A 24,931-nucleotide genomic window follows, 5' to 3' on the forward strand; every position below is an offset into this window, starting at 1 on the left:
GGTGTATTTTTCCTTTTTTTTCCGCGAAATAGATGAATCCACGACAACAATAAACGTTCTATCGCCTGAAACTAAAAAAAGAAGCCTATCGGCTTCTTTTCTCTTTGTCTTTCAAGGTGCTTACCGACTATTCGGCGACTTCTTCAATGCGAAAGGGAATACGTTGTGGCTTATCGCTAAACCCCCCCACACTAACGCCGATAATTTTCTCTCCATCAGGTTCTACACTGGCCCAAATCAATGAGCGTTTGTTCAGGTTCTCACCTTGTTCAAACAAATAGCGGTATTTGCCACCACCCTGATATACATGCAGATAAGATGCCAGCGCACCCGCAGCACTTCCCGTTGCCGACTCTTCATCTATACCCAACAACGGAGCGAAGTTACGACAACGCGCAGAAATATCTGACTCTGAAGGGGTTAACGAAAACACATGCACGGCCCCTGTTTTAGAGGCTTTGTTGAACTTTTTAATGGCAGCCAAGTTCGGAGTCACTTTATTCAGCACAGTTTCATCAGTCACAGGGACAATAATGTCGACCAAGCCAGTTGACACCGCTTTGACGGGTAAACCTGTTGCTAAAATATCCTCTGATGTAATTCCTAACAAAGGTGCGATGTCTTCAACAGAGAATTCTTTACCAAATTTTGGTAACGCTTGCTCCATTGAAACACGTCCTTCTTCAGAAATAGAGACCCCGAGAATGCCCGCACCTGTTTCCTGTTTGTAATCTCCCGCGGCCAACTTGCCATTCTTAAAGAGAACTGAAAATGTCCCAACAGTAGCGTGACCACAAAAGTCGACTTCATTGGTTGGCGTGAAAAAACGAACGCGAAAGTCTGCTTTCTTAGATGGAGATACAAATGCTGTTTCAGAATGACCAAGCTCTTTGGCGATGGATTGCATTTGTGTTGGGGAAAGATGGGCGCTATTTAAAACAACACCCGCAGGGTTACCGCCTTGATTATCAGCAACAAAGGCATTAACCACATAGACTTCAAGAAATTCTGACATCGCTACCTTCCTTGTTTTTTATTATTGTGTGTCGGCTATGCGCCTTAAGACACGTTGGCATAGCGCGTTTAGGTATATTTGTTACAGTGTTACAAAAAAACAAAAAACACAAGAATTTGATGCTCTTTCGAGAAATGAAGCCCCTTTCCGAAGCAAAATCGTTTAAAAGCGGTACAGCTACGATAATTCTCGGCTTATTGAGTACTTTGGTTATATTGCATAGGCTAGACGCTATTACTCATGCCCTATACCACTCCCTCTATCACCAGCACGTCTTTATCTTCACCGTAGCCTCGCTATGTCACTGACTTCAATTGCATCACGCGAGACTCGTAGTTCATGCTCGAATACCCATATTGCTTTCCACGTTCGGTAGGACAAGCAACGATTTCTTTGTAGATACACATATTGAGGTTGCTCGCACAGGGGTCTTTTCCTTAGAATACGAGACAAATAGACTATGGGTATCAAACAATGATCGACTTAGAAAACTTGATGAAAGATGCGCCTCAGCGCGAACCCGACCTTCCTTTGCCTTCTTTAGAAGATCAAAAACGCATCGCTGCTGAACTTAAAGCGCTCGAAGAGAAAGGCGAACTAACGCCAGAAGTCTTAGAAAAATACTTCGGCGGCAAATCAACACATTAATCGTTCTGTCATTAATGTGTATATCCAAAGAACGCGCTTTCCAGCGCGTTTTTTGTTAGTAGTTGTTCAGCCGACACCTCCGGTCTTAATATGCTTTCAATCATTATTGCGCGATTAAACAATTGGCCAGCGATGCCACTAAGCCATTGCTTATCAATACGTACCATCACTTGTTCGGGATAGTGTCGTTCATTAACGAAAAAACCGCCCTAAGACGGTTTTGGTTAACATTTCAGCTCGCACAAAACACATGCACGATTTCGCACCATCAGGCTCAGTTAAGCGAGGAGATCGAAACGGTCTAGATTCATCACTTTTGTCCAAGCTGATACGAAATCATCAAGGAACTTTTGTGTCGCATCTTGCGTGGCATATACCTCTGCCAATGCACGTAATTGAGAGTTTGAACCGAACACCAAATCAACACGAGACCCGGTCCATTTCAGTTCACCCGTTCGCCTATCTTTTCCTTCGAAGACATCATTGCCATCAACGGGGTGCCACTCCACGCCCATGTCCAATAGATTCACAAAGAAGTCATTCGTTAACGCTTCAGGGCGATCGGTAAATACTCCGTGGCAATGACCACCTGCGTTGGTATTGAGAACACGAAGTCCACCCACTAGCACGGTCATTTCAGGTGCGGTTAGCGTTAGAAGCTGCGCTTTGTCGATCAACATTTCTTCCGCAGAGACCGCATACTTGGTTTTTTGATAGTTCCTGAACCCATCCGCTTCAGGCTCTAGTACAGCGAAGGCATGAATATCAGTTTCATCTTGAGAGGCATCGGTTCTTCCTGGCGTAAACGGAACATCAACATGTTTGCCTGCATGCTTCGCTGCTTTTTCGATACCAACACCACCTGCAAGAACAATGATATCCGCAAGTGAAACGCGTTTACCGCCAGTCTCAGCACTGTTGAAATCGAGCTGCACACCTTCTAATTTTGCCAATACATTGGCGAGTTCAGCAGGATGATTCACTACCCAGTCTTTTTGTGGTGCTAACGCAATACGCGCCCCATTTGCACCACCGCGCTTATCTGAACCTCGGAAGGTTGATGCTGAAGCCCAAGCTGTCGACACAAGTTGTGAGACCGTTAAGCCCGTTCCATCAATCCTAGACTTCAAATGCGCAATATCAGTTGCATCTACCAATGCATGATCACGCTCTGGGACGTGGTCTTGCCAAAGCATCACTTCACTCGGAATCTCTGTACCAAGGTAACGTGAGCGAGGCCCAAGGTCACGGTGTGTTAACTTGAACCATGCGCGAGCAAAAGCATCGGCAAATTGATCAGGGTTATTTAAGAAGTTACGCGAGATTTTTTCGTAAGCAGGATCAAAACGCAGTGATAAATCCGTCGTTAACATTGTCGGCAAGCGCTTCTTCGAACTATCAAATGGGTCTGGAATCACACCATCCGCATCTTTCGCCACCCACTGGTGAGCACCAGCAGGGCTTTTTGAAAGCTCCCATTCGTAGCCAAAAAGGTTTTCAAAGAAATAGTTGCTCCATTGTGTTGGAGCTTGTGTCCATGTCACTTCAAGACCACTAGTGATTGCATCCCCAGCCATTCCAGAGCCATGCGCACTTTTCCAACCAAAACCCTGCGCTTCAATTGGCGCTTCTTCGGGTGCAGGCCCAACCAAACCGGCATCGCCTGCTCCGTGTGTTTTACCGAAGGTGTGCCCGCCAGCTATCAAGGCCACAGTTTCCTCGTCATCCATTGCCATCCGCGCAAATGTTTCACGAATATCGGTGGCTGCAAGAAGCGGATCAGGGTCGCCATTAGGACCTTCTGGGTTAACATAAATCAGGCCCATTTGTACTGCCGCGAGTGGATTTTCAAGATCTCGATCGCCGCTGTAGCGTGAGTCATCAAGCCACTCTTTTTCTGTTCCCCAGTACACATCTTCCTCTGGTGCCCAGATGTCTTCGCGACCACCTGCAAAACCAAATGTTTTGAAGCCCATGGATTCCAACGCCACGTTACCGGTAAGAATCAATAAATCCGCCCACGAAATATGTTGGCCGTACTTCTGTTTAACAGGCCAAAGTAAGCGACGGGCTTTATCGAGGTTACCGTTGTCAGGCCAGCTATTAATGGGAGCGAAACGTTGGTTGCCTGTTCCCGCACCACCGCGTCCATCAGATGTACGGTAAGTACCTGCGCTGTGCCATGCCATTCGCACAAACAAAGGTCCGTAGTGACCGAAATCAGCAGGCCACCATTCTTGAGAATCCGTCATCAGAGCATGAATATCTTGTTTGACTGCATCTAGGTCTAATTGATTGAAGGCGTCTTTATAATTGAACTCACCGCCTAATGGATTCGATTCAGGGGTGTGCTGGTGCAAAATATCGATCCGAAGCTGATTTGGCCACCAGTCTCGATTCGTGGTTCCGCGACTTGGGCTGTTATGAAAAGGGCATTTACCTACGTCAGACATATTAATCTCTCCAAATGAAAACCTGTCTTACTTTGCTTGTTCAGTGCTCGTTAACAGGTATAGATGGATATGAGGTCGACAGCCAATAGGTTGTTACTACGGTTCCAATCGGTTTTTCCTATCTTACAAAAGAAGAATTACTATTTACTTTAAAATCAAAGAGATAAACGAAATTCCGCCAACCAAAATGAAAACACATGTCTCGTGATTAACGCACTCGTGCAATTTGAGCTCTACATCCACTTTAAGTATTTTGAGGGGTTTATGTATCAGACGATAGTGACGAAAAAAGCCCCGCGACTGCGAGGCTTGATTTGATAGAATCTATATCAGTGTAGTGTCACTCCGAAACAATGGGATTATTGCTGCTCCCATGGTCCCCAAGCTGACCCAGGCATATCGCCTTTCGTCCACCACTTCGCTTTGTAAGTATTGCCTTTATGGATAGTTAAATCACCACCCACGTAGACTTTACCAGCACTCCACGTTTGTGCAGAACCGTCATCAAACGCTTCCCAAACAGAAGATGACCCAGGAGTTTCACCCTTCGTCCACCATTTCGCTGTGTACTCGACACCGTTGTATGTCACCTTGTCGCCAGTGTTATAAATGGTGTCTTTATCCCATGAACCGTTAACTGGGCCTGCATTGCCCTTCACGTTGACGACAACCGTCGCGTCGGCACTAGCGGCACCATCGTTCACGCTAACAACAACGCTGATCACGCTGTCTTTATCCGAATCAACCGTTGAAACCGTGATGGTCGCGCTGTTGCCATTCTGTGCAACAACACCTGCAGAAGCGGCAAACGTTAGCGCATCGCCATCAGCATCAGTCGCAGAAACTGAAATTACAGTCGCATCGCCAGCAGTTACATCGACAGAAGCCGGTGCATTTAACACAGGTGCTGTATTTTCAACTACGCCGCTACCAGTTACATTCACCGTAACCGAAGCAGAATCTGAACGTCGACCATCACTAACAACGACAGTGACCGTATCTGTCAGATCAGTTGCGGTGTTAGGCGCTTTGTAAGTCACAGTCGCTGTGCCATCGCCATTATCAACGACATCTGCACCTGCAGCCGTGAATGAAAGTGCATCACCATCTGCGTCTACCGCTGAAACAACAAAGCTAATCACCTGACCAGAATCCGCCGCTTGTGCGCCCGGTACCGAAATGACTGGCGCTTCATTTGGCAACACATTTGCACTAAACACGTTGTCAATCTGCTGCGCCAATGGCGATTTCAGGTTGGTACATTCCTTCAGCTTCGAACCATGATTGATAAAGGTGCCTTCACACTGAATGTCACCGTGTACCTGCCAAACAATGATGCCGCCAAGATCATGGTTAACCACATACTCGGCTTTCTTGCGAATGGCTTCCTCATCGTCGTAGCTTAGGAAATACTTCCCTTTTACGGCATAAGGGACTTCAGCGTTGGCATCCCAGAAATGCTCCCAACCATTTTGCTTAATGATGTAGTTGTAATTTGGTTGCCCTTCAAACGCCTTCCAGTTATCTAGATCAACCGATGAAGACGTAGGGCCATCAACAGAGAAGTTCACCGTACGTTTGTCGGTTGGTGCGCCCAAGTAAGCTGTCGCTTCTTTGGTTTGAACGCCACGGCCATAGAAAGCAGCACCGAAGTTAATCTTGTTTGATGGAATGCCACGTGCTTGCATCCAAACACGCAAATCGTCCAGTGTTAACCCATCAAACTCTTCTTCTGGGTATGGATATAACGGGGAGTTGTGACCTGTCAGGTTTGACCAACCACCGTTAAGGTCGTAAGTCATCATGTTGAAGTAATCCATCGAGTTCGATAGACGGTTCCAGTCATAACCTTCAAGTGCAGCAGGTACCGCTTTAAATGCGGCGGTTAGAAGTTTGTCGTTACCAATACGCGCACGAATATCATCCATCAATTGCTCAAAGTTAGCGTAATCAACGTCTGTACCCGTAAAGTTCATGCCACCAGAGCCTGGGAATTCCCAGTCGATATCGATACCGTGGAAGCCCAGCGCCATCAGTCGATCGATATCAGCAAGGAAGCGCTCTTTCATAGCTGGGTTTGCGGCCATTTCGGGGAAGTGTTTTGACATACTCCAACCACCAATAGACGCCATGACTTTCACGTCTTTTTGGTTAGCCAAGTCAATCAAACCTGGTGCGCCACCGGCTTTCTTCAACGGGATAGGCATTTGACCCGTCACGCCAGAAGGTGCATGTTTCCAACCGCGACCATCTTTTACAAAGCCTTGAGCTTGCACTTTAGCTAGCTGATCGGCTTGCCACGGTTCATTCCCTGGGAACTCGTGAATATACTCGAGTTCACCCCAAAGAATGTGGAAATCCCAGCTTGAATAAACATCTGGGTGCAAAAGTGGGCCTGGCTCTTGAACCGAACCATCTTGATAGATGTTTTTGTTGCGAAGGTCACCACTGTGCAAGGAGCCATCTTTCGCCACGCCAAAGAAACTAAAATTTAGAATGGAGTAGATATCCATATCTACGTTCAAATGCGTTGCTTCGCCTTTAACGCTAAAACCTGCATCAGTCCCTTTCCACGCTTCCCATTGCGTTAGGTAACCAATCACGGCTTTATCATGCGTTGGTGCAGCGTATACAGACGCACTCATACCGAGAGCTCCTGCAACACATGCGGCAACCGCTGTAAACTTAAGTCCTTTATACATTGTTATTTTTCTCCACGTATTGGATGTTGGTTGGTGTGCTCCCCTTACTGTTTCACCACTTAATTTTCGACGCGAATATAAATTCTCAAGTTTGGCACTACGATTCGGAATGTAGTTAGTCAGTTACATTTCTTTCGCCATTTCTTTGCAGCAAAGCATCGATTTCACACCGAAATAGAAGTAGATCACGCCGATACGCAAATTCATAAAAACTGTTACATATCAATTAGATTGAACGAGGATCACAGAGTATCTTGTTTCATGAAACGGGGGGGAAAAAATCCCCGCCTGTATAAAACAAGCGGGGACAAACTACAAAGGAGTACGCGCTAACTAGCTATCCCCGTTTCAGGGGAGAGTGAGTATAGCTGTGCGTATAAGCACGATATTGGTAAAGCAAATGGCATACCAATAAATACACCCAAACAACCTGAAGAGGCCGGATTCAGCTCGATTGGCTATCAAACCCCGTCAAACCGTATTCTTTGATGGTTCTAACCAGTTAGATTCAATAGATTACGAGACGTTATGGCGCAAAGATTGCACCAAAATAGAGCATCCATGGCCTGATACTGATACCCCAGTAATCTTGTTTGAATTTAACGATTCCAATCTGTGCAATGCTTAAGGATAATGAAAGTGCCTACCCCTTTGCAGTTCAATCGGTTGACGCCGAGACACTCCGAGTTAGATGGGTATAATTTTAGGCTCAGCCAATTACAAACAGTGAGATAGCTACCATGGATTTTGCGTTACCTCTCATCATCATCGTGATATTCGTTTTCATCATTCTTATCCGCCAGAAAGCAAAAAAAGTGGCAGAAAAGAACAAGCAATTGGGCGCTGAATTCTTAGAAAAAAATGCGCAAGAAGAAGGGGTTATCACTACTGAATCTGGGCTTCAATACAAAGTATTAGAAGAAGGCGAAGGTGAAATGCATCCAACAGCCACATCACGCGTTCGCGTTCACTACCATGGTACTTTGTTAGATGGTTCTGTGTTTGATAGCTCAGTACAACGTGGTGAGTCTATTGAATTTGGACTTAACCAAGTGATAAAAGGTTGGACAGAGGGCGTCCAGTTGATGAAAAAGGGTGGAAAAACACGATTCTTCATTCCATCAAACTTGGCTTATGGTAATGCAGCTGCAGGTTCTATTGGGCCGGGTTCAACCTTGATTTTCGAAGTAGAATTATTGGATTTCAGCTAACACCAAATATAACTCGTGTTAGAGCCAAAAAAGCCGCATCCTTAGATGCGGCTTTTTGTTACCCGTTTTAACGTTCCTGATTAACCAAAGCGCTAGCGCAACTTATCAACCAGTTCAGACTCTATTTCACCTCTGGCGCCATTTCATCTGCACTAAGGGTCCAACAAACCGCCTCTTCAAGCGGTAAAGGCTTCGCAAAATAGTACCCCTGACAAATTTCAATATCACAGCCTTTCACGAATTGTTTTTCAGCAAGTGTTTCGACACCTTCAGCCACAATTTCACACCCTGTCACTTCACTGATTTTCGCCAACAATTGATATAGATTTTGCCCGCGTTCTTCTTGAACATTCAGCAACAATGAACGATCGAGCTTCACTTTGTCGAAGTTAAACTTAAGCAAGTGCGGAAATGACGCGTAACCAGAACCAAAATCATCAATCGCCACTGTCACACCCATCTCTTGAAGTGCCGCAATGTTGCGAGCAATGTGAGTATGGTCATCCAAGATTGCTTCTTCGGTAACCTCAATTTCTAACGCCGTAGCGGGCAATTGATAATGAGCCAATCGGTCAGTGATATAGTCAACCACTGATGGATTTGAAATCGTATCTGCCGATACATTCACACCGATTTTGCATCCCTTTTCCAGCGGGAAGGTCTTCATATCGGACAACACTAAGTCGATCACCATGGTGTCGAGGTGCCACATAGCCCTCAGTTGCTGAAAGTCAGCAACAAATGTAGGCGGATGCAACTTACCATGTTCATCTTTATAACGAACAAGCGATTCGAAAGAGAGATGCTCAGGGTCGTTAAGATGTACTTGAGGCTGATAGAACATCACAAATTCGCCGTTACTCAGCATGCGACTAACACGCTGACTAACCTCATGCATGTTGATGTAGCTACCCATCGAATTGTTCACATCGCCGAGAAATGACTTCATGGTGCTATTTTCAATTTCGCTTTTGCGGATAAGCGCCTTATCGTCAATGCCACTATTGCCAGCATAGAGCAAGTAAAAAGGGCGATACACTATAACGCCAAGAGCCACCACCACAACTTGAAGTAACACCCCACCCACGCTGTCTTGCGTTGCGATATATCCGCTCAAAAATGGGGGCGTCATCCAATCTACTATTGTGCTAACTGGGTTTACCCACCCTAATGACATAACGCCATAAACAGTCACAAAACTCAGAATAGGAACGAGAATAAAAGGCACAATGAGGATTGGGTTAAACACAATCGGCAAACCGAATAGCAGTAGCTCGTTTATGTTAAAAATCACCAACGGTAAAGCGGATAGCGCCAACGCAGTATGACGTCGATCTTTTGAAAACAACAAAATGCAGCAAAGTAAGCTCAGGGTATTTCCCGACCCACCAATAGACAAAAACGCATCATAGAATCCTTGCCCTAGAATGTTTAGACTCGCCTCACCCGCTTCCCACGCGGAAAGGTTGAGTTGAGTATCTTCAAACAGTTGTTGCTTGACTCTAAATAGGAAATTATGGCCATTTATGCCCACAGAACCAAGCGCACCAAGTATAAAGAGATAAACAACACCGCCATCAAACGTGAGCGGGTCAATCATCAGTAAATCGCGGTATTTATCAAAATACGAGATGACAGCTCTAGTCAGCTCGGAAAACGCCATTGTGAGTAGCAAAAAACCGAAAAAATGTGCAACTTGTTTATAAAGAGAACTAACGAAATCCACTCGTAACGGATTCAGCGGATACAAACGGAAAGACACGCAAGAAGCAGCAGCGACACCCGAAGTTAATATTGCCACTAACGGATTATTTGGTAACCCATTTTGTCCAGAGACCAAGCCATTCGCTAATGAGATAGTAACGAACATCGCGAGCGCATAGGGCGTGACCACCATGGGGTTAACACTATGTTTGGACGACAAATAATACGTAGAAATCAAGCACAGGACAGTCGGATATACCCCTATCAACATGTTGGAGAAATCAAAAAACTGTTTTGCCACCGAAGGGAAATTTGAAAAATTCAGAGCATGCCCAACGAATATCGACATCGCGTTACAAATCGTTAAGGGCAGAATCAATAAAAATACGATCGATATGTCACGTACATACGTGTCGTAATAAGATCGGAGTGACGGAAATACTCGCATATATAATGACGGATCTCGTTATATACGATTCAATCGTCGAAATCAGAAAGCTAATCGAACTCCGTTTTTTTGACAGACCCAAGGAAAACGCCATTTTCCGTTTCCAGAAAAGCGTATCTTTATGAGTAATGATAACGGGAGATTAGTGGCTTTCGTCGCTAACTCAGTGTCACTCAGTCAACGGCTTACGAAAGGCTGTTTCCAAACGTTGTTTCGGTATGATTGATAAATTTTTCGCGCAGTATATATGTGAGAATATCGCCACTCAATTGAAATATATCTTTTTATTGTAAGCAGAATCACACCAATACGAAAAGTCACCAAAAGACTACAAAACAGCGTAAAACCATCAACAAACCTGCGCTAATTTCAACCAACCAATCCAATTGCATATGGATCGTTAACCCGTCAATCAGTGCAATCAATTCAATTGACATGGGTCGTCATCTCAATTTTATCGAAAAATACGTCGGCGTGAATGTCACATTAGGTCAATTACAGGAGGAAATGAGGTGGCGGTGGTTCGCTTTTCACCAAGTCGGACACAATCTGCAGACCGCGTTTTATGCGATACCGACTTGCTTCCACGCCCAGACTAATTCGCACATGATTTATCTTACTGTCTGCATCCAAACTAAAGGGTTGGTACCCAGTCAATTGCACTCCAGCTTGCCGTGCTGCTTCCAAGAAATTGTCGGCTTGCCACTCACTCGGTAATGTTAGCCACACATGCTGACCGTATGGGTGCGCCGAAAACGACAGATCCGAAAGGCACTTTGCAGTTAAGCGCTGTCTTGCAGCAAATTCCTGCCTTTGAAACGCTTCAATGCGCTCAACAGAACCATTCACAATCCAATGGCTCGCGATTTCAAATGGCAAAGGCGTTGCCATCCAACTCGTTGCCGCTAAGCGGCCTACCGCATGGTGCTTAAGGTGACGAGGCACCACCAAATAACCTACACGTAAACCAGGAGCAACAGTCTTTGTCAGGCTCGTCACATAGAAGCTTTGATCAGGAATAATGCTCGAAATTGGTGGTACGCGATGAGGCTCAAGTGCTCCATACACATCATCTTCAATGAGAGTCAGATTGTATCGTCGCACAATGTCAGCAATTGCTATGCGACGCTCAAGACCCATGTGTGCATTGGTCGGGTTACTCATGCTTGGGGTACAGGCTAGCGCTTTGATATCTCTTTGCTGACAGGCTTTTTCCAGTGCTTCAGGGATGATGCCTTGCTCATCCATATCAATGCCGCACAACTTAAAATTGAAAATTTTAGAGCGGGCAATCAACCCATGATCAACCAATCTTTCGCAAGCAACAGTATCACCGGAGGAGATCGCTGTACCCAGTGCAAGTACCAAGCCATGACATGCGCCGTTCGTGAGCAATACACATTCAGCTTCCGCATTGAGTTTTTGCTGAGACAAGTAGTGCAATGCCGCCTCGATATGACGTCGTTGGCCGGGTACGGGTCGTGGTGAATTCAGAAGATGCGCGGTATCACCGCTTTGCGCAATGGTCATTAGTGTTTCGTTGAATAACTGCGTTATCTGATTGGTGTAAACCGGATGCGCTATCGACATGTCTATCACATCGTCAACAGAATGTTCGCTTTTGACATCTTGTGTCAGTAAAAATTCGCTCTCCCTACCCTGCGCAAAACTGCGTACAAACGTACCACTTCCCACCCACGCTTCAACCGCCCCCTGCTTTTCAGCATGTGCATAGGCATTGCTCACCGTCTGTACGCTCACAGACAGTTGATCAGCGAGTTCGCGATGAGGCGGTAGCTTCGTGCCTGACACCAATATGCCAGCAGAAATTTGTTCGATTATCGCTTTTGAGATCGCTAGATATTTCGGGAGCCCTGAGGCTAATTCGAGGTGTAAGTTAATTGTCATAGTTCAAAGTTTTTATTGACCAAAATTTAACCGATGGTGTATGTGTAATATATGTTAATGAAAGGTTTCATGACATTGGCTTTACATTGATCTGCATTGAACTGCCTTGTCATATAAAAACTGTAGTCCTTCGAAATTGAAATGCAAAGGAGACAGACCACTGAACAAAACGCGCGACATGTACGTTCCTTAATTCGGAGCTAAACATGAAGCAAAGCTGGGAGGCAAAACAGCCATCTTGCACTAAAGACGGAATATCGACCCCGAATTCCTCTTGCTGATGACTGGCGATGACTCTTGTGATGTCAACGTTCGTCCAATTGGGCGGTATGTTTAGGAGAAAGGGGCATGAGTGACGTTGTGCTAAATTTTACGCTCGAAGAGTTCGGCGTCCGGCTGGCGAAAGTCCGTGCAGCCATGGAAATAAACGAGATTGATCTGCTTATCGTTCACGACCCTTCCAATATGGCGTGGCTAACAGGTTATGACGGCTGGTCGTTTTATGTTCCGCAATGTGTCGTTATTGGTCACGAAGACGAACCATTGTGGTTCGGTCGTAATCAAGACGCTAATGGCGCACGACGAACCGTCCACATGCATCATGACCATGTAGTGGGTTATCCTGACCACTATGTCATGAATCCGCCACTTCATCCGATGGAGTTTCTTGCCACTTCAGTACTCACTGAAAAGCTGTGGGATCGTGGACGTATCGGTGTCGAAAAAGACAATTACTATTTCAGCGCCACGGCCTATGAGGCACTTCGCGACAATCTTCCCTTTGCGTCTTTTGTCGATGCAACAGGGCTGGTCAACTGGTGTCGAGCAGAGAAATCCGAGCAAGAATTGTATTACATGCGGGCTGCCGCTCGTATCGTCGAAAACATGCACCGCGTCGCCTTTGATTTGATTGAACCCGGTCTGCCAAAACACATACTGGTTGCAGAAATAAACAAGCACTCTGTGATTGGTCATGATGGACACTTTGGCGACTACGCCGCGATCGTTCCCCTTCTTCCCTCAGGAATCGATGCCTCTGCGCCCCATCTTACCTACGACGATCGTCCCTTTAAAAAAGGAGAAGGAACATTTATCGAGATGGCGGGGGTACATCGACGTTATCACTGCCCTCTATCTCGTACCATTTACCTTGGCGAGCCTGCGGATCATTTTAAACGTGCCAATGAAGCGCTCAACGAAGGCTTAGAAGCGGGTTTAGCCGTTGCTCGCCCTGGTAACACCTGCGGCGATATTGCCAGTGCGTTAAACGCCATCATGGAAAAGTACGGCTTTGACCGTGGAGGCTCGCGCTGCGGATACCCGATAGGCATGAGTTACCCTCCCGATTGGGGCGAGCGCACAATGAGCTTACGAGAAACCGACTCAACGATCTTGAAAGAAGGCATGACATTTCATTTCATGCCAGGTCTTTGGATGGATAATTGGGGTATGGAGACAACAGAAAGTATTGTCATCACACAATATGGCGCAGAAACCTTGTGTAATTTTCCACGACAATTGTTTGTTAAACATTGAACTGCTAATCGTTAAGCCTAAGCCTTGCATATCATTCACAGCTACACATATAACAACAAAGCCGAGGAAAAGCATCACATGGAAAAACTCCCGCCAAGCTCAGTATCAGCCACTGTTGATTTTGATGCAGACGGAATACAACACGGTTTCTTAAAACTGCCGTTTTCACATGATGCTTCCGCATGGGGGGCGGTCATGACCCCTATCACGGTGATAAAAAATGGTGACGGTCCAACGGCATTATTAACCGGCGGCAACCATGGTGACGAATACGAAGGCATAACTTCGCTACTGAAACTCACCCACACGCTTTCAACAAAAAACATTCAAGGCAGAGTGATCGTTATTCCCATGATGAACCAACCCGCCGTGGACGCAGGAAGTCGCGTTTCTCCCATCGATAATGGAAACATGAACCGCGCCTTCCCCGGACATCCTTACGGCAGCATGACTGAGCGAATGGCAGATTACTTTACTCGCCATTTGATCCCCCTTTGTGATACTGCACTCGATATCCACTCCGGTGGCAAAACACTCGACATTTTACCCTTTGCTGCGGCTCATCGCTTGAGCGACAAAGCCCAAGAATCTCGCTGTATCGAAGGCGCGAAGTTATTTGGTGCGCCCTTTTGTTTCTATATGGAAGAAATGGACCCAACGCAGCTTTATGACACGGCAGTAGAAAGCCAAGGTAAAGTGTTTGTGACTACAGAGCTTCGTGGAGGCGGAACAACGACACCAGAGACAATACAAATGGCCGATCGTGGGATACACAACTTTCTGGTTTACAGCGGCATATTGAAAAGTCATTACCTCCCCCCATCTTCTTCTCCAATCGAATTGGAGATTCCTCACGCCGAGTGTTATCTGCAAAGCGAGCACAATGGCATTTTAGAACTCTGCGTTGCATTAGGCGACACCATTGAGAAAGGTGACCTCATCGCCCGAATATATTCCACCGAGCGCACTGGACAGCAACCTGCTCAATATCACGCAGAAACCAGTGGCATCATTGCTGCTCGTCGTCACTCATCAAAAATCTCCCTTGGAGACACTTTTGCTGTGTTGGCAAAGGCGATCGCATAAGCCTGCTTCTCACATAGCCCTGATGCTCTGAAAGTCCATTACACAAAAAATGAAACGCAAAAGGCTATCACGACAACTCTGTGCCACGCTTAATGGGTGAATCAATTCTTTGATGGAGTCATGAATGCGACTTGACCGATATGACACGAAAATTCTTCAAATCCTCAGCACGCAAGGTCGTATCACAAAGTCACACCTCGCCGAAGCGATCAACTTATCAATTAGCCCCTGCTGGGAACGGGTAAAGCGTCTCGAAGAAGCGGGCATTATCGAAGGCTATGGCGCAAAAATTAACCCCCATTTTCTGAACAAGAAAACCCCTGTTTTGGTTGAGGTCACGCTGGGTAAGCATGACGCAGCCAGTTTTCAACGCTTTGAAGAAGCCATGCAAGCATGCCCAGATGTAGCAGACTGTTTTGCCACTGGTGGGGGCATCGACTACATCTTGCGAGTCATGGTGCAAGACATTGACCAATATCAGCGTCTGATCGACAGTTGGTTAATTTCAGATCTCTGCATAGAACGCTATTACACCTACATCGTGACTAAAACCATTAAGCATCAGGGTGATGAGTTAGAAATCGATGAAAATCTATTGCGGTAAATCACTCTTTCACAGTGCCACGTTTTATGCCCTTCCTCCGTTTTGCTCTTTCGAACGCACCCCATTTACTCGATACAGAAAAAACACCAAGTCTTAAGCTGTTTAATTGAAAAAAACACCACCCAACACCTCCTTTAACAGAAAACTCCCTCGCAGTAAGTGACTTACATTTATCACTAGGACAACAAAAACCTGAATGGGAGGTCATAAATGGCCGCACTAAATCTACCTTACGAAGGAAAAGCGAGCGATACAGTACTTGAGCACCTTGAAGATGCCCGACTGCTACGTCAACTCGCCTACATCAATGGGAAGTGGGTGACAGGCACCGAAGATATTCCCGTTATCAATCCCGCAGACGATCGCGTGATTGGCTATGTAACCTCGTTAAAGAAATCTCAAATCGATAATGCAATAAATGCTGCTGACAAGGCTTTTACAAAGTGGCGTGCTTTATCGGCAGAACAACGCGCCACGCTGCTCATGGCTTGGCATGACTTACTGCTTGCCAACAAAGAAGATTTGGCACGCCTCATGGTGCTAGAACAAGGCAAAACACTCAATGAAGCGCAGGGCGAAATTGATTACGGCGCGTCATTTGTTCGCTGGTTTGCCGAAGAAGCACGTCGTGCATACGGAGATACCATTCCTAGTCATATCCCCAATGCACAACTGGCAACTCTCAGAGAACCTATTGGTGTCGCCGCGTTAATCACACCTTGGAATTTCCCCAATGCAATGATCACGCGAAAGGCAGCCGCCGCACTGGCGATCGGTTGCACCGTGGTTGTTAAGCCAGCAAATGAAACGCCGTTTTCAGCATTGGCTTTGGCAGAGCTTGCGGAACGAGCAGGTATCCCAGCAGGCGTTTTCAATGTCGTCACGGGTGATGCGCCGATGATCTCAGCGACTTTGTGTGCATCAGACAAAGTCAAAGCCCTTTCGTTTACCGGTTCGACACGAGTCGGAAAGCTATTGCTGTCGCAATGTGCCGACACCGTTAAGAAATGCAGCATGGAGTTAGGCGGAAACGCGCCGTTCATCGTGCTACCAGACATGGACATTCAAGAGGCGGCTAGCGCAGCCATTGATGCCAAGTTTCAAACCTCCGGGCAAGACTGTCTTGCCGCCAACCGCATCTTTGTGCCACGAGACAAGCATGATGAATTCATCGCAGCCTTTGCCGCTGGCATGAAGAAATTGCGCGTCGGCGATGGTATGCGAAAGGGTATCGACCTTGGCCCGCTTATCAATCATCAAGCCGTTGAAAAAGCACAATCACTCGTTGATGACGCCTTAGAGAAAGGCGCAACCTTGGTGATGGGTTCTCCACACAATGCCCTGAAGGGCAACTTCTTCAATCCGGTGTTATTGGCAGACGTCACTCCAGAAATGTCTGTGTATCGCGAAGAGAACTTCTGCCCCGTCGCAGGCGTGATTGCCTATGACGATCTGGATGAGCTAATCATCGCCGCCAATGACACCGAATATGGCCTGGCCGCTTATATCTATGGCAACGACATTCGCGACATTTGGAAGCTCATGCGCGGATTAGAGTTTGGCATGGTGAGTGTAAATAGCGTGAAGATGACAGGTCACCCCATCCCCTTTGGTGGGATGAAACAATCCGGACTTGGGCGAGAAGGTAGCCGTCACGGGTTCGATGAATACAGCGAAATCAAATACTACTGCCTCGGCGGGCTACCGACAGCCAGCGGCTGTTAAGCCTTAGCCTAAGAATCTGAAGACTAAGTATCTGAAGACTAAGAATATCAAGCCTGCGCTTAACGCACATGGCAGAAAAGGAGTTTGTTATGACACAGAAAATTGATACCAAAGCACTGCTTGAAGTCGATCGCCAGAATGTATTCCATGCATCGACACATTTAAAGCAATACGCCGATGGTGACCTTCCTGGCCGGATCATTACCAGTGCAAAAGGGATTCGCATTCAGGACTCTGAAGGCATTGAACTGATTGACGGCTTTGCAGGGCTGTATTGCGTCAACATCGGGTACGGACGTGAAGAAATGGCAGAGGCCATTTACGAACAAGCCAAGAAACTTGCCTACTACCACACCTATGTCGGGCACACCAATGAAGCCCTGATTTCCCTGTCAGAACGCATTCTAAAAATGGCAGGCCAAGGCATGAGCAAGGTGTACTACGGTATGTCGGGAAGCGATGCCAACGAAACCCAGCTCAAGTTGGTGTGGTACTACAACAATGCCCGTGGTCTACCTGAGAAGAAGAAAGTGATTTCACGTGATCGTGGTTACCACGGTTCAAGTATCGCGTCTGGTTCAATGACAGGTTTGCCACTGTTTCATGCTCATTTTGATCTGCCTTTGGAGCGCATCAAACACACTCTTGCTCCGTACTATTATCGACGCGAAGACGACGGCATGACAGAACGTGAGTTTTCCAAACACTGTGCCGATGAACTAGAGAAAATGATCCTCGCAGAAGGCCCTGAAACCGTGGCTGCCATGATTGGCGAACCAGTATTAGGCACAGGCGGCATTGTGCCACCACCAGAAGGTTACTGGCAGGAAATTCGTAAGGTGTTGGACAAATACGACGTGCTATTGATTTCAGATGAAGTGGTATGTGGCTTTGGTCGCCTGGGTGCTGACTTTGGTTCCATCATGTATGACATGAAGCCAGATCTGATCACCGTTGCAAAAGGGCTGACCTCCGCCTATCAACCACTATCTGGCGTTATGGTAGGTCAGAAAGTTTGGCAAGTGCTTGAAAACGGCACAGATCAGTGGGGCGCGATTGGTCACGGTTATACCTATTCTGGTCATCCACTTGGTGCTGCGTCTGCTTTGTGTAATCTCGATATTATCGAGCGCGAAAACCTCACCGCCAATGCTCGTGACACGGGCGCGTATTTTCAACAACAAATGCAAACTGCATTTGCTAACCACCCGTTAATTGGCGATAGCCGAGGTGTTGGCTTGCTGCATGCACTCGAGTTTTCCAGCAACAAACACAAACGCGAGCATTTTGATCCGAACCTCAAAGTCGGTCCTCAAATTGCGGCTGCATGTATGGAAGAAGGGTTAATCGCACGCGCCATGCCTCACGGCGACATTTTGGGCTTTGCCCCACCGCTCATTGTCGATCATGCAGACATTGATGCCATTGTGTCTCGCGCCAAGAAAGCCATCGACAAAGTTACAGACAAACTGGTTCACAGCGGAAGCTGGAAAGCCGCTTAAATTCATTGGGAGTGAAACTCCTTGATAATAAAAAGCCCCGAAATCGGGGCTTTTTGGCTATCTCAAAATGGTTTAACGATTAAACAGCTTCTACCACTTCCAGAGCTTTAGGCTTATTTTGCTGATTCTCTGCCAATTGATCATTTGAGTGTTCGTCACTACCAGACTTCACCGTCTTAGGTGGCTTAATCCTAAACAGTAACGAATACATCACTGGCACAACAATCAAGGTCAGGATAGTGGCGAAACCAAGGCCCGCCATGATGGTGATTGCCATTGAACCAAAGAACGCATCAAACATCAGTGGCACCAAACCAAGAATCGTTGTCAGAGCCGCCATACTCACTGGGCGCACGCGGCTCACTGCACTATCCACAATGGCTAGATACGGGTCTTTGCCAGAATCCATCTCGATATTGATCTGATCCATCAATACAATGCCGTTTTTCAAAATCATACCGCTGAGACTCAGTAGACCCAGGAATGCCGTGAAACTAAATGGCATGTTCCACAGCAGCAGACCAAATGACACACCGATAATCGACAATGGCACTGTAAACCAAATCACCAACGGCTTCTTAAGCGAATTAAACAGCAGCATGGTAATCACGAACATCAGCAAGTAACCCATTGGCAGCGAGCCAAACAACGAGTCTTGTGCGTCTTTCGACGACTCATATTCGCCGCCCCAGCTAATGCTGTAACCATCAGGAAGATCCAGCGCCATCACTTTTGGCTGAATACGCGTAAACAAAGCGGCAGCGGTGTCTTCGCTCAGCACATCATGGTCAGCCAACACCGTCAGTGTGCGTTTGCGATCACGACGTTTAATCAGTGGCTCATCCCATGACAACGAAACACCATCAATCACTTGGTCGATTGGTACATATGCCTGTAACGATGGGCTCCAAATCTTAGCGTTTTGAAGCGATTCGAAATCCACACGCTCAGATTCTGGTAAACGACCGACAATCGGCAGAATATCAGCACCATCTCGCAACAAACCCATGGCTGAGCCGCCAAACGTCATTTGCAGTGTATTCGACAAATCTTCTTTCGAAATCCCCAATCGACGTGCTTTGGATTCATTAAACACAGGCACTAATTCTTTGGTGCGCTCTCGCCAATCATGACGAATGTTTCGTGAACCAGGATCCGTGTGCAGAATATCTTCAACTTGTAGTGCGATCTCACGTAATACCTGTGGGTCAGAACCTGTGATTCGCGCTTCTATTTTTGACGCAGGAGACGGCCCGAACTCCATCAGCTTGAACTGGAAGGTTGGCGTTTCGAACTGACGAGAGAGTTCACCTGTCAGGCTATTCAACACCACGAACATGTTTTCTCTATCAGTGGTACGAACTTGGAGCTGCGCATAGGCTTCGTAGCTCTGTTCTGGCTGATAAGTCAGCGCAAATCGCTGCAAACCCTGCCCCACTGACGTCGAAACAAATTCGACGTGTTCTTGTTCGCGCACGTATTTTTCTACACGTTCAGTCTGCTTGATGGTTTCACGAATGTCGGTGCCTTCGGGCATCCACATGTCCACGTAAAACATTGGCGTATTCGAGGGTGGGAAGAACTGTTGCTTCACCATGCCAAACGCAAAGACTGCGGTAAACAAGAGAGCCACCATGCCTACCACCGTCACCCAGCGGAAACGCATCGCCAGTTTAAGTGTCCAGCCGAACAACACAAACAACCACCCTTTGTAGGGGTCATCTGTTTCTTGTTGACTCTCACCTTCAGCTTGAGACGAGATCTTTTCTTCTTTAAGCAGTAAGTCAGCAAGGAATGGTGTGATGGTGATTGCCGTAATCCAGCTCAAGAACAACGAATAACACAGCACCCAAAACAGTGAACCCATAAATTCACCGGTGGCATCTTCAGATAAGCCAATCGGAGCAAAGGCAGTAATCGCGATAATCGTCGCGCCCAATAGCGGCCACTGTGTTTGCTTAACAATGTCTGACGCCGCCTGCATCTTGGTTCGGCCTTTTTTCAGTCCGACCAAAATCCCTTCAACGACCACGATTGCGTTATCCACCAGCATACCCAGCGCAATGATCAAAGCGCCTAGCGAAATACGGTGAAGTTCAATGTCGTTGTACTCCATCAAAATGAAGGTACCGAACACAGTAAGCAAAAGCACCACACCAATGATGATGCCGCTACGAATTCCCATTGCGAACAACAAGACCAGAATGACGATGGCGACAGCTTGCCCAAGGCTCACAATGAAATCTTGTACCGACGCATCCACTTCCGCCGCTTGGTTATAGAAGTAGTTAAGTTCTATGCCTGCCGGTTTCATGGTGTCTAGATGGGCGATTTCGTCAGTTAGACGTTGTCCAACCTCAACCACGTTCACGCCACTAGCAAAAGAAACCCCAAGGTTAATGGCTGGCTTCCCATTAAAAGTAACAACATTGGTGGGCTTTTCTTGAATGCCACGCACCACGGTTGCCACATCTTTTAATCGAATAAGATTGCCCGTGTCTCGACCATGAATAATCAGGTTTTCGAGCGATTCAACGGAATTCAATGTGCCGCTAGGGCGGATCACCAAGCTCTCGCCATTCACCATGACTTCGCCTGAAGAGACCACATTGTTCTGTTGATTCAACAGACCCGCGACCATCGACATATCGAGGTTGAGTGACGCAAGGCGATCGAGGGAAACCTCGACGAACAACATCTCTTGCTGGTCACCGGCAATCGACACTTTTCCAACTCCATCGACCATTTCAAGGTCTCGCGACATCACATCGGCATAACGCTTGAGTTCGACGTAGTCATACCCTTCACCGCTTAGCATGATCATCACACCAAACACATCACCGAAATCATCAATGATGGAGAGCGAGTTAACGCCTGCAGGCAACGTCGGTTTAAGGTCGTTGATCTTACGGCGCATCTCATCCCAGATTTGTGGCAATTCATCAGGACCGTAGTCCATCTTCATGCTCACCATAATCTGCGACATGCCGCCTGATGACGTTGACGTAATCTTGTCGATGTAAGGCAAACGACGAATTTCTTTTTCCAGTGGATAGGTAAGCTCCTCTTCCACTTCCTGCGGTGTTGCTCCCGGGTAAGTCGCCACCACCATGGCATCTTTGATCGTAAATGCGGGGTCTTCTAGTCGGCCCAATTCAAGAAACGAAGTCACGCCGCCAATGGCTAAGATGACAATAAATAGCCAGCTAATGACTTTGTTCTTGATGGAATATTCAGCGATGTTCATCCGTTATTTATCTCCGCTGTTTCTACGGCTTTTCCTTCGCGTAGCTTACGCAAACTGGAGTTAATCAATATGTCTCCCTCAACAACGCCTGACGCGATGATGGCTCCGTCACCGTTCACTTGCGACACAGCCACTTCAACACGATTCACTTGGTTGCCATTTAGCTTCCATACAAAGAATCGCCCTTTGTTATCGCCAGCCTGCAATGCCGTCATCGGTACTTGGTAGCCATCAACCGCTGTGATACCCGCTTCTACCATGTCAACGGCTACCGTTGCGGTTGTGCCCGGTAAGATAGGTGGGTCCATTTGGTCACGCTCTAGCCACATGGAATAGCTTCCCGTTTGCTGGCTAGGTTCATTGGTGTGTTCGAGATAATTCATTTGATGCTGCCCTTCAACGCCAGAAAAAGTGACCATAGGGCGATATTGGACGCTGCGTCCGTCTGGTGTGATCATCGCGAGAACGTTATCTGACAATTCGATCTGCACATAGACCTTGTCGTCCTGATACATATCAACCACCGATTCGCCTGCTTGAACACGCTCGAAACGCTCTTTAAAGACATCAGATATCGTGCCGCTAAACGGCGCAATAAGTTGGGTATATTTGAGTTGGTTTTTTGCCAATTCATATTGAGCTTTCGCCAATTGGCGGTTTGCTGTTAACTCGTCCAACTCGGCTTCAGAAATCATGGCGCGTTCGAACAAGTCTTTACTTCGGCTCAATTGCTTAGACGCCAGAGAATATTGTGCTTTAGCATCGTTGAATGCTTGCTGCACGCTGCTGTCATCTAGCTGCGCAATGGGTTGTCCTCGGACAACTTTGTCTCCTGATTTCACGAAGACTTCACGAATTTCTCCAGTTGTTCGGAACGCAATCGGCGTTTGTTCTGCTGGGACAACCTGCCCTTTGAACACACGAAACTGGTTTTTTACTGGTGCTTCGATTGCCGTGGTCGACACGTACAAAGGCTTTGCCACCAACGCGTCTTTTTCATCTTGGGAGCACGCCGACAACATGAGTACGCTGACAATGACGGCGGTAAGTGTTCTTAATTTCATTAAATGCCATCCTCGCGAATCCATGCTTTCACTTCTTGTCCTTCACTCAAGCTTTCAACACCAGCGACAACTACTAAGTCAGTCACATCCAAGCCTTGTTTAATTCGCCCTTCACCATCAAGACGCACTGCGGTTTTAGCAACGCGCTGCGTAGTTTCATCCATTACCCATACCGTGCCAGCTTGAGCATCGCGGCTAACCCAAGCAGATTCCGGCAGAGAAAGCTGAAGCCCGGTTTGAGATTTCGCGATAAGAACATGTCCAGTCATGCCACTAAGCAAATTACGTGCTTCAGGGCGAACGATTGTCAATGTCGCTTGGTAGGTATTGGTTTCGGTATTTGGTTGAGTTGAAAGCTCTTTGAACTTGCCAGGGATTCTCGATGTGGGATCGCTATCCATCATCACCCATAGTGGTTGTTCGGTCAGCGCATCTATTCCTAATTGCTCAACATAGTGAACGGGCAAGGCAAACGACACATCAAGTTGGGTGTTATCGATAAGATTGAGAATGGGTTGTTTCGCAGCAACAACTTGATGTTGCTTGGCAAAGGTATATGCGACGACACCGTCAAATGGCGCTACAACTTGGGTATACTCTAGCTCGGTTTTCGCTTGCTCATAGTGAGCCAGTTCTGCTTTGTAACGCGTTTCCGCCTGATCGTACACATCGGTACTTACCAATTGCTTTTTGTACAACTGTTGCGCACGTTTCCATTGGGTTTTCGCCAAAGAATAACGCGCCTTAGCTGAATCAAGTGCAAGCGTTAAATCACTAGCGTCTAAAACAGCGAGCAACTCCCCCTTTTCAACGTGTTGTCCCATTCGGACGGCAAAATCTTGAATTTCGCCGCCAACCTGAAACGACAACTGCGCCCGCTTGGTGGCGTCAATTTCTGCTAAGAAGTTATCAGTCTCGGAAACTACATAGTCCTGTACTGCCAACAGTTTCACAGGTTTGATTGGCATCGCTTCCGGTGTTTCCGATATGGCTTCGTTACAACCCGCTAGTAAACCAACTGTTGTCAACATAACCAGTAAGTTCCCGAGGGTGCGTTTCAATCGTTGATATCGCACTTCACTCTCTCCAAATATTTTTATTACACACCCGTGCAGTATATTTGCATTTTGAATTGGATCAATATATTTTCCACCTGTGCAGTAAAAAAATTGGTGTCGTAAACTCATATCTGTTACAAAGCGTTAGTCACCTTACGGAGTGTTGTTGAAGCCATGCAGTCGAAAGCCTCGCAAGAGAGAAAACAAGGGCGCCGAAGCGCAGAAACCGCCGAGCAAACAAAGTGCCTTATCATGCACGTGGCTGCAGACATGTTTGCTGAACTCGGTTTTGAACGAGTATCACTGAGAAACATCAGTGAAAGCGCGGGCGTGTCTCACAGTTTGATCCGCTACCATTTCGGCAGCAAAGAACAGATTTGGCAGGCCGTGAGTGACGGAATGGATAGCTATCTACAACGCTATATCGCTGAGTTGCTATTGGAAATTCCCGACACCCAAGACAGCGCCCACCGTATCTATCTTTTCTTGGTCAGTTTGAATGCAGTCATCTTATGTGAACCTAAACCGATTCAATTTATCGCAGATGCAGTTCGCCAAAAAAACGATGCTCTTCTCGCCTATTTTTTGCGTTCAAAAGACCAATTTTCCGCAGTATTCAAATCCTTGTTCGAGGACTACAACCAGCAGCACCCAGATACGCCAATCGAGTTGTGGGAAATGAAATGGCAAATGCTTCAGCACGCCCATGCAGCGGTCAGCCTCAAGCCTATGCTGAATGAAACATGGCCAGAATTAGATGGTAATGAAGATGCGCTGTTACTCAGGCACTGGGAGCTGTACAACAAACAAGTGGCGATGCAGATGAGTATTGCAAAAGAGGATATGATTCACCCAACAAATTTGGCGGATCTCTTACTGGATATCCCCTGCCACGTAGAGCCAGCGTCTTAAGCTGCCGGCTAACTTCATCGCAAATTGAATAAGTTAACAGCAGTTTTGAAGGTTCTTTGGTTGAAAAGTCAAAACTCATTGACTTTCCCCTAGCTGTAACCTTTATAC

At 46.8% G+C, this 24,931-nt stretch carries 15 protein-coding genes and 1 pseudogene; 8 read left to right on the top strand and 8 right to left on the bottom strand.

Annotated features, from left to right (window positions below; genetic code table 11):
• Positions 1–127: 127 nt before the first annotated feature.
• Positions 128–1,015, bottom strand: a complete 888-nt coding sequence (locus LRP50_RS04300) for a PhzF family phenazine biosynthesis protein (protein ID WP_274163255.1) — start codon at positions 1,013–1,015, stop codon at positions 128–130.
• A gap of 474 nt (positions 1,016–1,489) precedes the next feature.
• On the opposite strand from LRP50_RS04300, the gene LRP50_RS04305 reads away from it, so the two are divergent.
• A complete protein-coding gene (locus tag LRP50_RS04305; RefSeq protein ID WP_274163256.1) occupies positions 1,490–1,663 on the top strand; it encodes an ATPase in 174 nt (57 codons plus the stop codon).
• Between the two features lie 278 nt (positions 1,664–1,941).
• Here LRP50_RS04305 and katG read toward each other — a convergent pair whose 3' ends face one another.
• Both katG and LRP50_RS04315 read right to left on the bottom strand, forming a co-directional pair.
• Positions 1,942–4,116, bottom strand: coding sequence for a catalase/peroxidase HPI (katG, locus tag LRP50_RS04310; RefSeq protein WP_274163257.1), 2,175 nt, complete (start codon positions 4,114–4,116; stop codon positions 1,942–1,944).
• 359 nt (positions 4,117–4,475) lie between these two features.
• Positions 4,476–6,818, bottom strand: coding sequence for a glycosyl hydrolase family 18 protein (locus LRP50_RS04315; protein WP_274163258.1), 2,343 nt, complete (start codon positions 6,816–6,818; stop codon positions 4,476–4,478).
• Positions 6,819–7,558: 740 nt separating this feature from the next.
• Between LRP50_RS04315 and LRP50_RS04320 the strand changes: the two genes are divergently transcribed.
• Positions 7,559–8,029: a BamJ family beta-barrel-assembly machinery protein gene (locus LRP50_RS04320; RefSeq protein WP_274163259.1), complete on the top strand. Its 471-nt coding sequence runs from the start codon at positions 7,559–7,561 to the stop codon at positions 8,027–8,029.
• A gap of 121 nt (positions 8,030–8,150) precedes the next feature.
• On the opposite strand, the gene LRP50_RS04325 is transcribed toward LRP50_RS04320, so the two are convergent.
• Complete coding sequence (locus LRP50_RS04325) at positions 8,151–10,181, bottom strand: EAL domain-containing protein (RefSeq protein WP_274163260.1); 2,031 nt, start codon at positions 10,179–10,181, stop codon at positions 8,151–8,153.
• Between the two features lie 495 nt (positions 10,182–10,676).
• Complete coding sequence (gene ehuR, locus LRP50_RS04330; RefSeq protein WP_274163261.1) at positions 10,677–12,089, bottom strand: MocR-like ectoine utilization transcription factor EhuR; 1,413 nt, start codon at positions 12,087–12,089, stop codon at positions 10,677–10,679.
• A gap of 348 nt (positions 12,090–12,437) precedes the next feature.
• Here ehuR and doeA point away from each other — a divergent pair, with 348 nt between their 5' ends.
• The 5 genes from doeA to LRP50_RS04355 all read left to right on the top strand — a co-directional run bounded on the left by doeA (position 12,438) and on the right by LRP50_RS04355 (position 18,542).
• A complete protein-coding gene (gene doeA, locus LRP50_RS04335) occupies positions 12,438–13,625 on the top strand; it encodes an ectoine hydrolase DoeA (protein WP_274163262.1) in 1,188 nt (395 codons plus the stop codon).
• 78 nt (positions 13,626–13,703) lie between these two features.
• Complete coding sequence (doeB, locus tag LRP50_RS04340; protein WP_274163263.1) at positions 13,704–14,711, top strand: N(2)-acetyl-L-2,4-diaminobutanoate deacetylase DoeB; 1,008 nt, start codon at positions 13,704–13,706, stop codon at positions 14,709–14,711.
• Positions 14,712–14,835: 124 nt separating this feature from the next.
• The gene (locus LRP50_RS04345) at positions 14,836–15,315 is read left to right on the top strand and encodes an Lrp/AsnC family transcriptional regulator (RefSeq protein WP_274163264.1); all 480 of its coding nucleotides are present in this window, start codon (positions 14,836–14,838) and stop codon (positions 15,313–15,315) included.
• A gap of 210 nt (positions 15,316–15,525) precedes the next feature.
• Positions 15,526–17,040 carry an NAD-dependent succinate-semialdehyde dehydrogenase gene (locus LRP50_RS04350; protein WP_274163265.1) on the top strand — a complete coding sequence of 505 codons (1,515 nt, stop codon included), beginning with the start codon at positions 15,526–15,528 and terminating at the stop codon, positions 17,038–17,040.
• 89 nt (positions 17,041–17,129) lie between these two features.
• On the top strand, positions 17,130–18,542 hold the full coding sequence (locus tag LRP50_RS04355) for an aspartate aminotransferase family protein (protein ID WP_274163266.1): 1,413 nt from the start codon (positions 17,130–17,132) through the stop codon (positions 18,540–18,542).
• A gap of 181 nt (positions 18,543–18,723) precedes the next feature.
• Here the strand turns inward: LRP50_RS04355 and LRP50_RS04360 are convergent.
• The 3 genes and pseudogenes from LRP50_RS04360 to LRP50_RS04370 all read right to left on the bottom strand — a co-directional run.
• Positions 18,724–21,789: pseudogene (locus LRP50_RS04360) on the bottom strand (efflux RND transporter permease subunit); the annotation flags it as partial.
• Positions 21,786–22,853, bottom strand: coding sequence for an efflux RND transporter periplasmic adaptor subunit (locus LRP50_RS04365; protein ID WP_274163267.1), 1,068 nt, complete (start codon positions 22,851–22,853; stop codon positions 21,786–21,788). The pseudogene LRP50_RS04360 and the gene LRP50_RS04365, both read right to left, overlap by 4 nt.
• Complete coding sequence (locus LRP50_RS04370) at positions 22,853–23,929, bottom strand: efflux RND transporter periplasmic adaptor subunit (RefSeq protein ID WP_420791184.1); 1,077 nt, start codon at positions 23,927–23,929, stop codon at positions 22,853–22,855. Before LRP50_RS04370 ends, LRP50_RS04365 begins: the two co-directional genes overlap by 1 nt.
• Before the next feature lie 156 nt (positions 23,930–24,085).
• Between LRP50_RS04370 and LRP50_RS04375 the strand changes: the two genes are divergently transcribed.
• Positions 24,086–24,823, top strand: coding sequence for a TetR/AcrR family transcriptional regulator (locus LRP50_RS04375; protein WP_274163269.1), 738 nt, complete (start codon positions 24,086–24,088; stop codon positions 24,821–24,823).
• Positions 24,824–24,931 lie beyond the last annotated feature (108 nt).

The organism is Enterovibrio gelatinilyticus, assembly GCF_028683095.1.
Lineage (GTDB): Bacteria > Pseudomonadota > Gammaproteobacteria > Enterobacterales > Vibrionaceae > Enterovibrio > Enterovibrio gelatinilyticus.

Coding starts and splice junctions, on each gene's coding strand:
- katG (WP_274163257.1), bottom strand. CDS start 4,116: ATGTCTGACGTAGGTAAATGCCCTTTTCATAACAGCCCAAGTCGCGGA.
- LRP50_RS04345 (WP_274163264.1), top strand. CDS start 14,836: ATGCGACTTGACCGATATGACACGAAAATTCTTCAAATCCTCAGCACG.
- LRP50_RS04365 (WP_274163267.1), bottom strand. CDS start 22,853: ATGAAATTAAGAACACTTACCGCCGTCATTGTCAGCGTACTCATGTTG.
- doeA (WP_274163262.1), top strand. CDS start 12,438: ATGAGTGACGTTGTGCTAAATTTTACGCTCGAAGAGTTCGGCGTCCGG.
- LRP50_RS04375 (WP_274163269.1), top strand. CDS start 24,086: ATGCAGTCGAAAGCCTCGCAAGAGAGAAAACAAGGGCGCCGAAGCGCA.
- LRP50_RS04350 (WP_274163265.1), top strand. CDS start 15,526: ATGGCCGCACTAAATCTACCTTACGAAGGAAAAGCGAGCGATACAGTA.
- doeB (WP_274163263.1), top strand. CDS start 13,704: ATGGAAAAACTCCCGCCAAGCTCAGTATCAGCCACTGTTGATTTTGAT.
- LRP50_RS04355 (WP_274163266.1), top strand. CDS start 17,130: ATGACACAGAAAATTGATACCAAAGCACTGCTTGAAGTCGATCGCCAG.
- LRP50_RS04320 (WP_274163259.1), top strand. CDS start 7,559: ATGGATTTTGCGTTACCTCTCATCATCATCGTGATATTCGTTTTCATC.
- LRP50_RS04305 (WP_274163256.1), top strand. CDS start 1,490: ATGATCGACTTAGAAAACTTGATGAAAGATGCGCCTCAGCGCGAACCC.
- LRP50_RS04300 (WP_274163255.1), bottom strand. CDS start 1,015: ATGTCAGAATTTCTTGAAGTCTATGTGGTTAATGCCTTTGTTGCTGAT.
- LRP50_RS04325 (WP_274163260.1), bottom strand. CDS start 10,181: ATGCGAGTATTTCCGTCACTCCGATCTTATTACGACACGTATGTACGT.
- ehuR (WP_274163261.1), bottom strand. CDS start 12,089: ATGACAATTAACTTACACCTCGAATTAGCCTCAGGGCTCCCGAAATAT.
- LRP50_RS04315 (WP_274163258.1), bottom strand. CDS start 6,818: ATGTATAAAGGACTTAAGTTTACAGCGGTTGCCGCATGTGTTGCAGGA.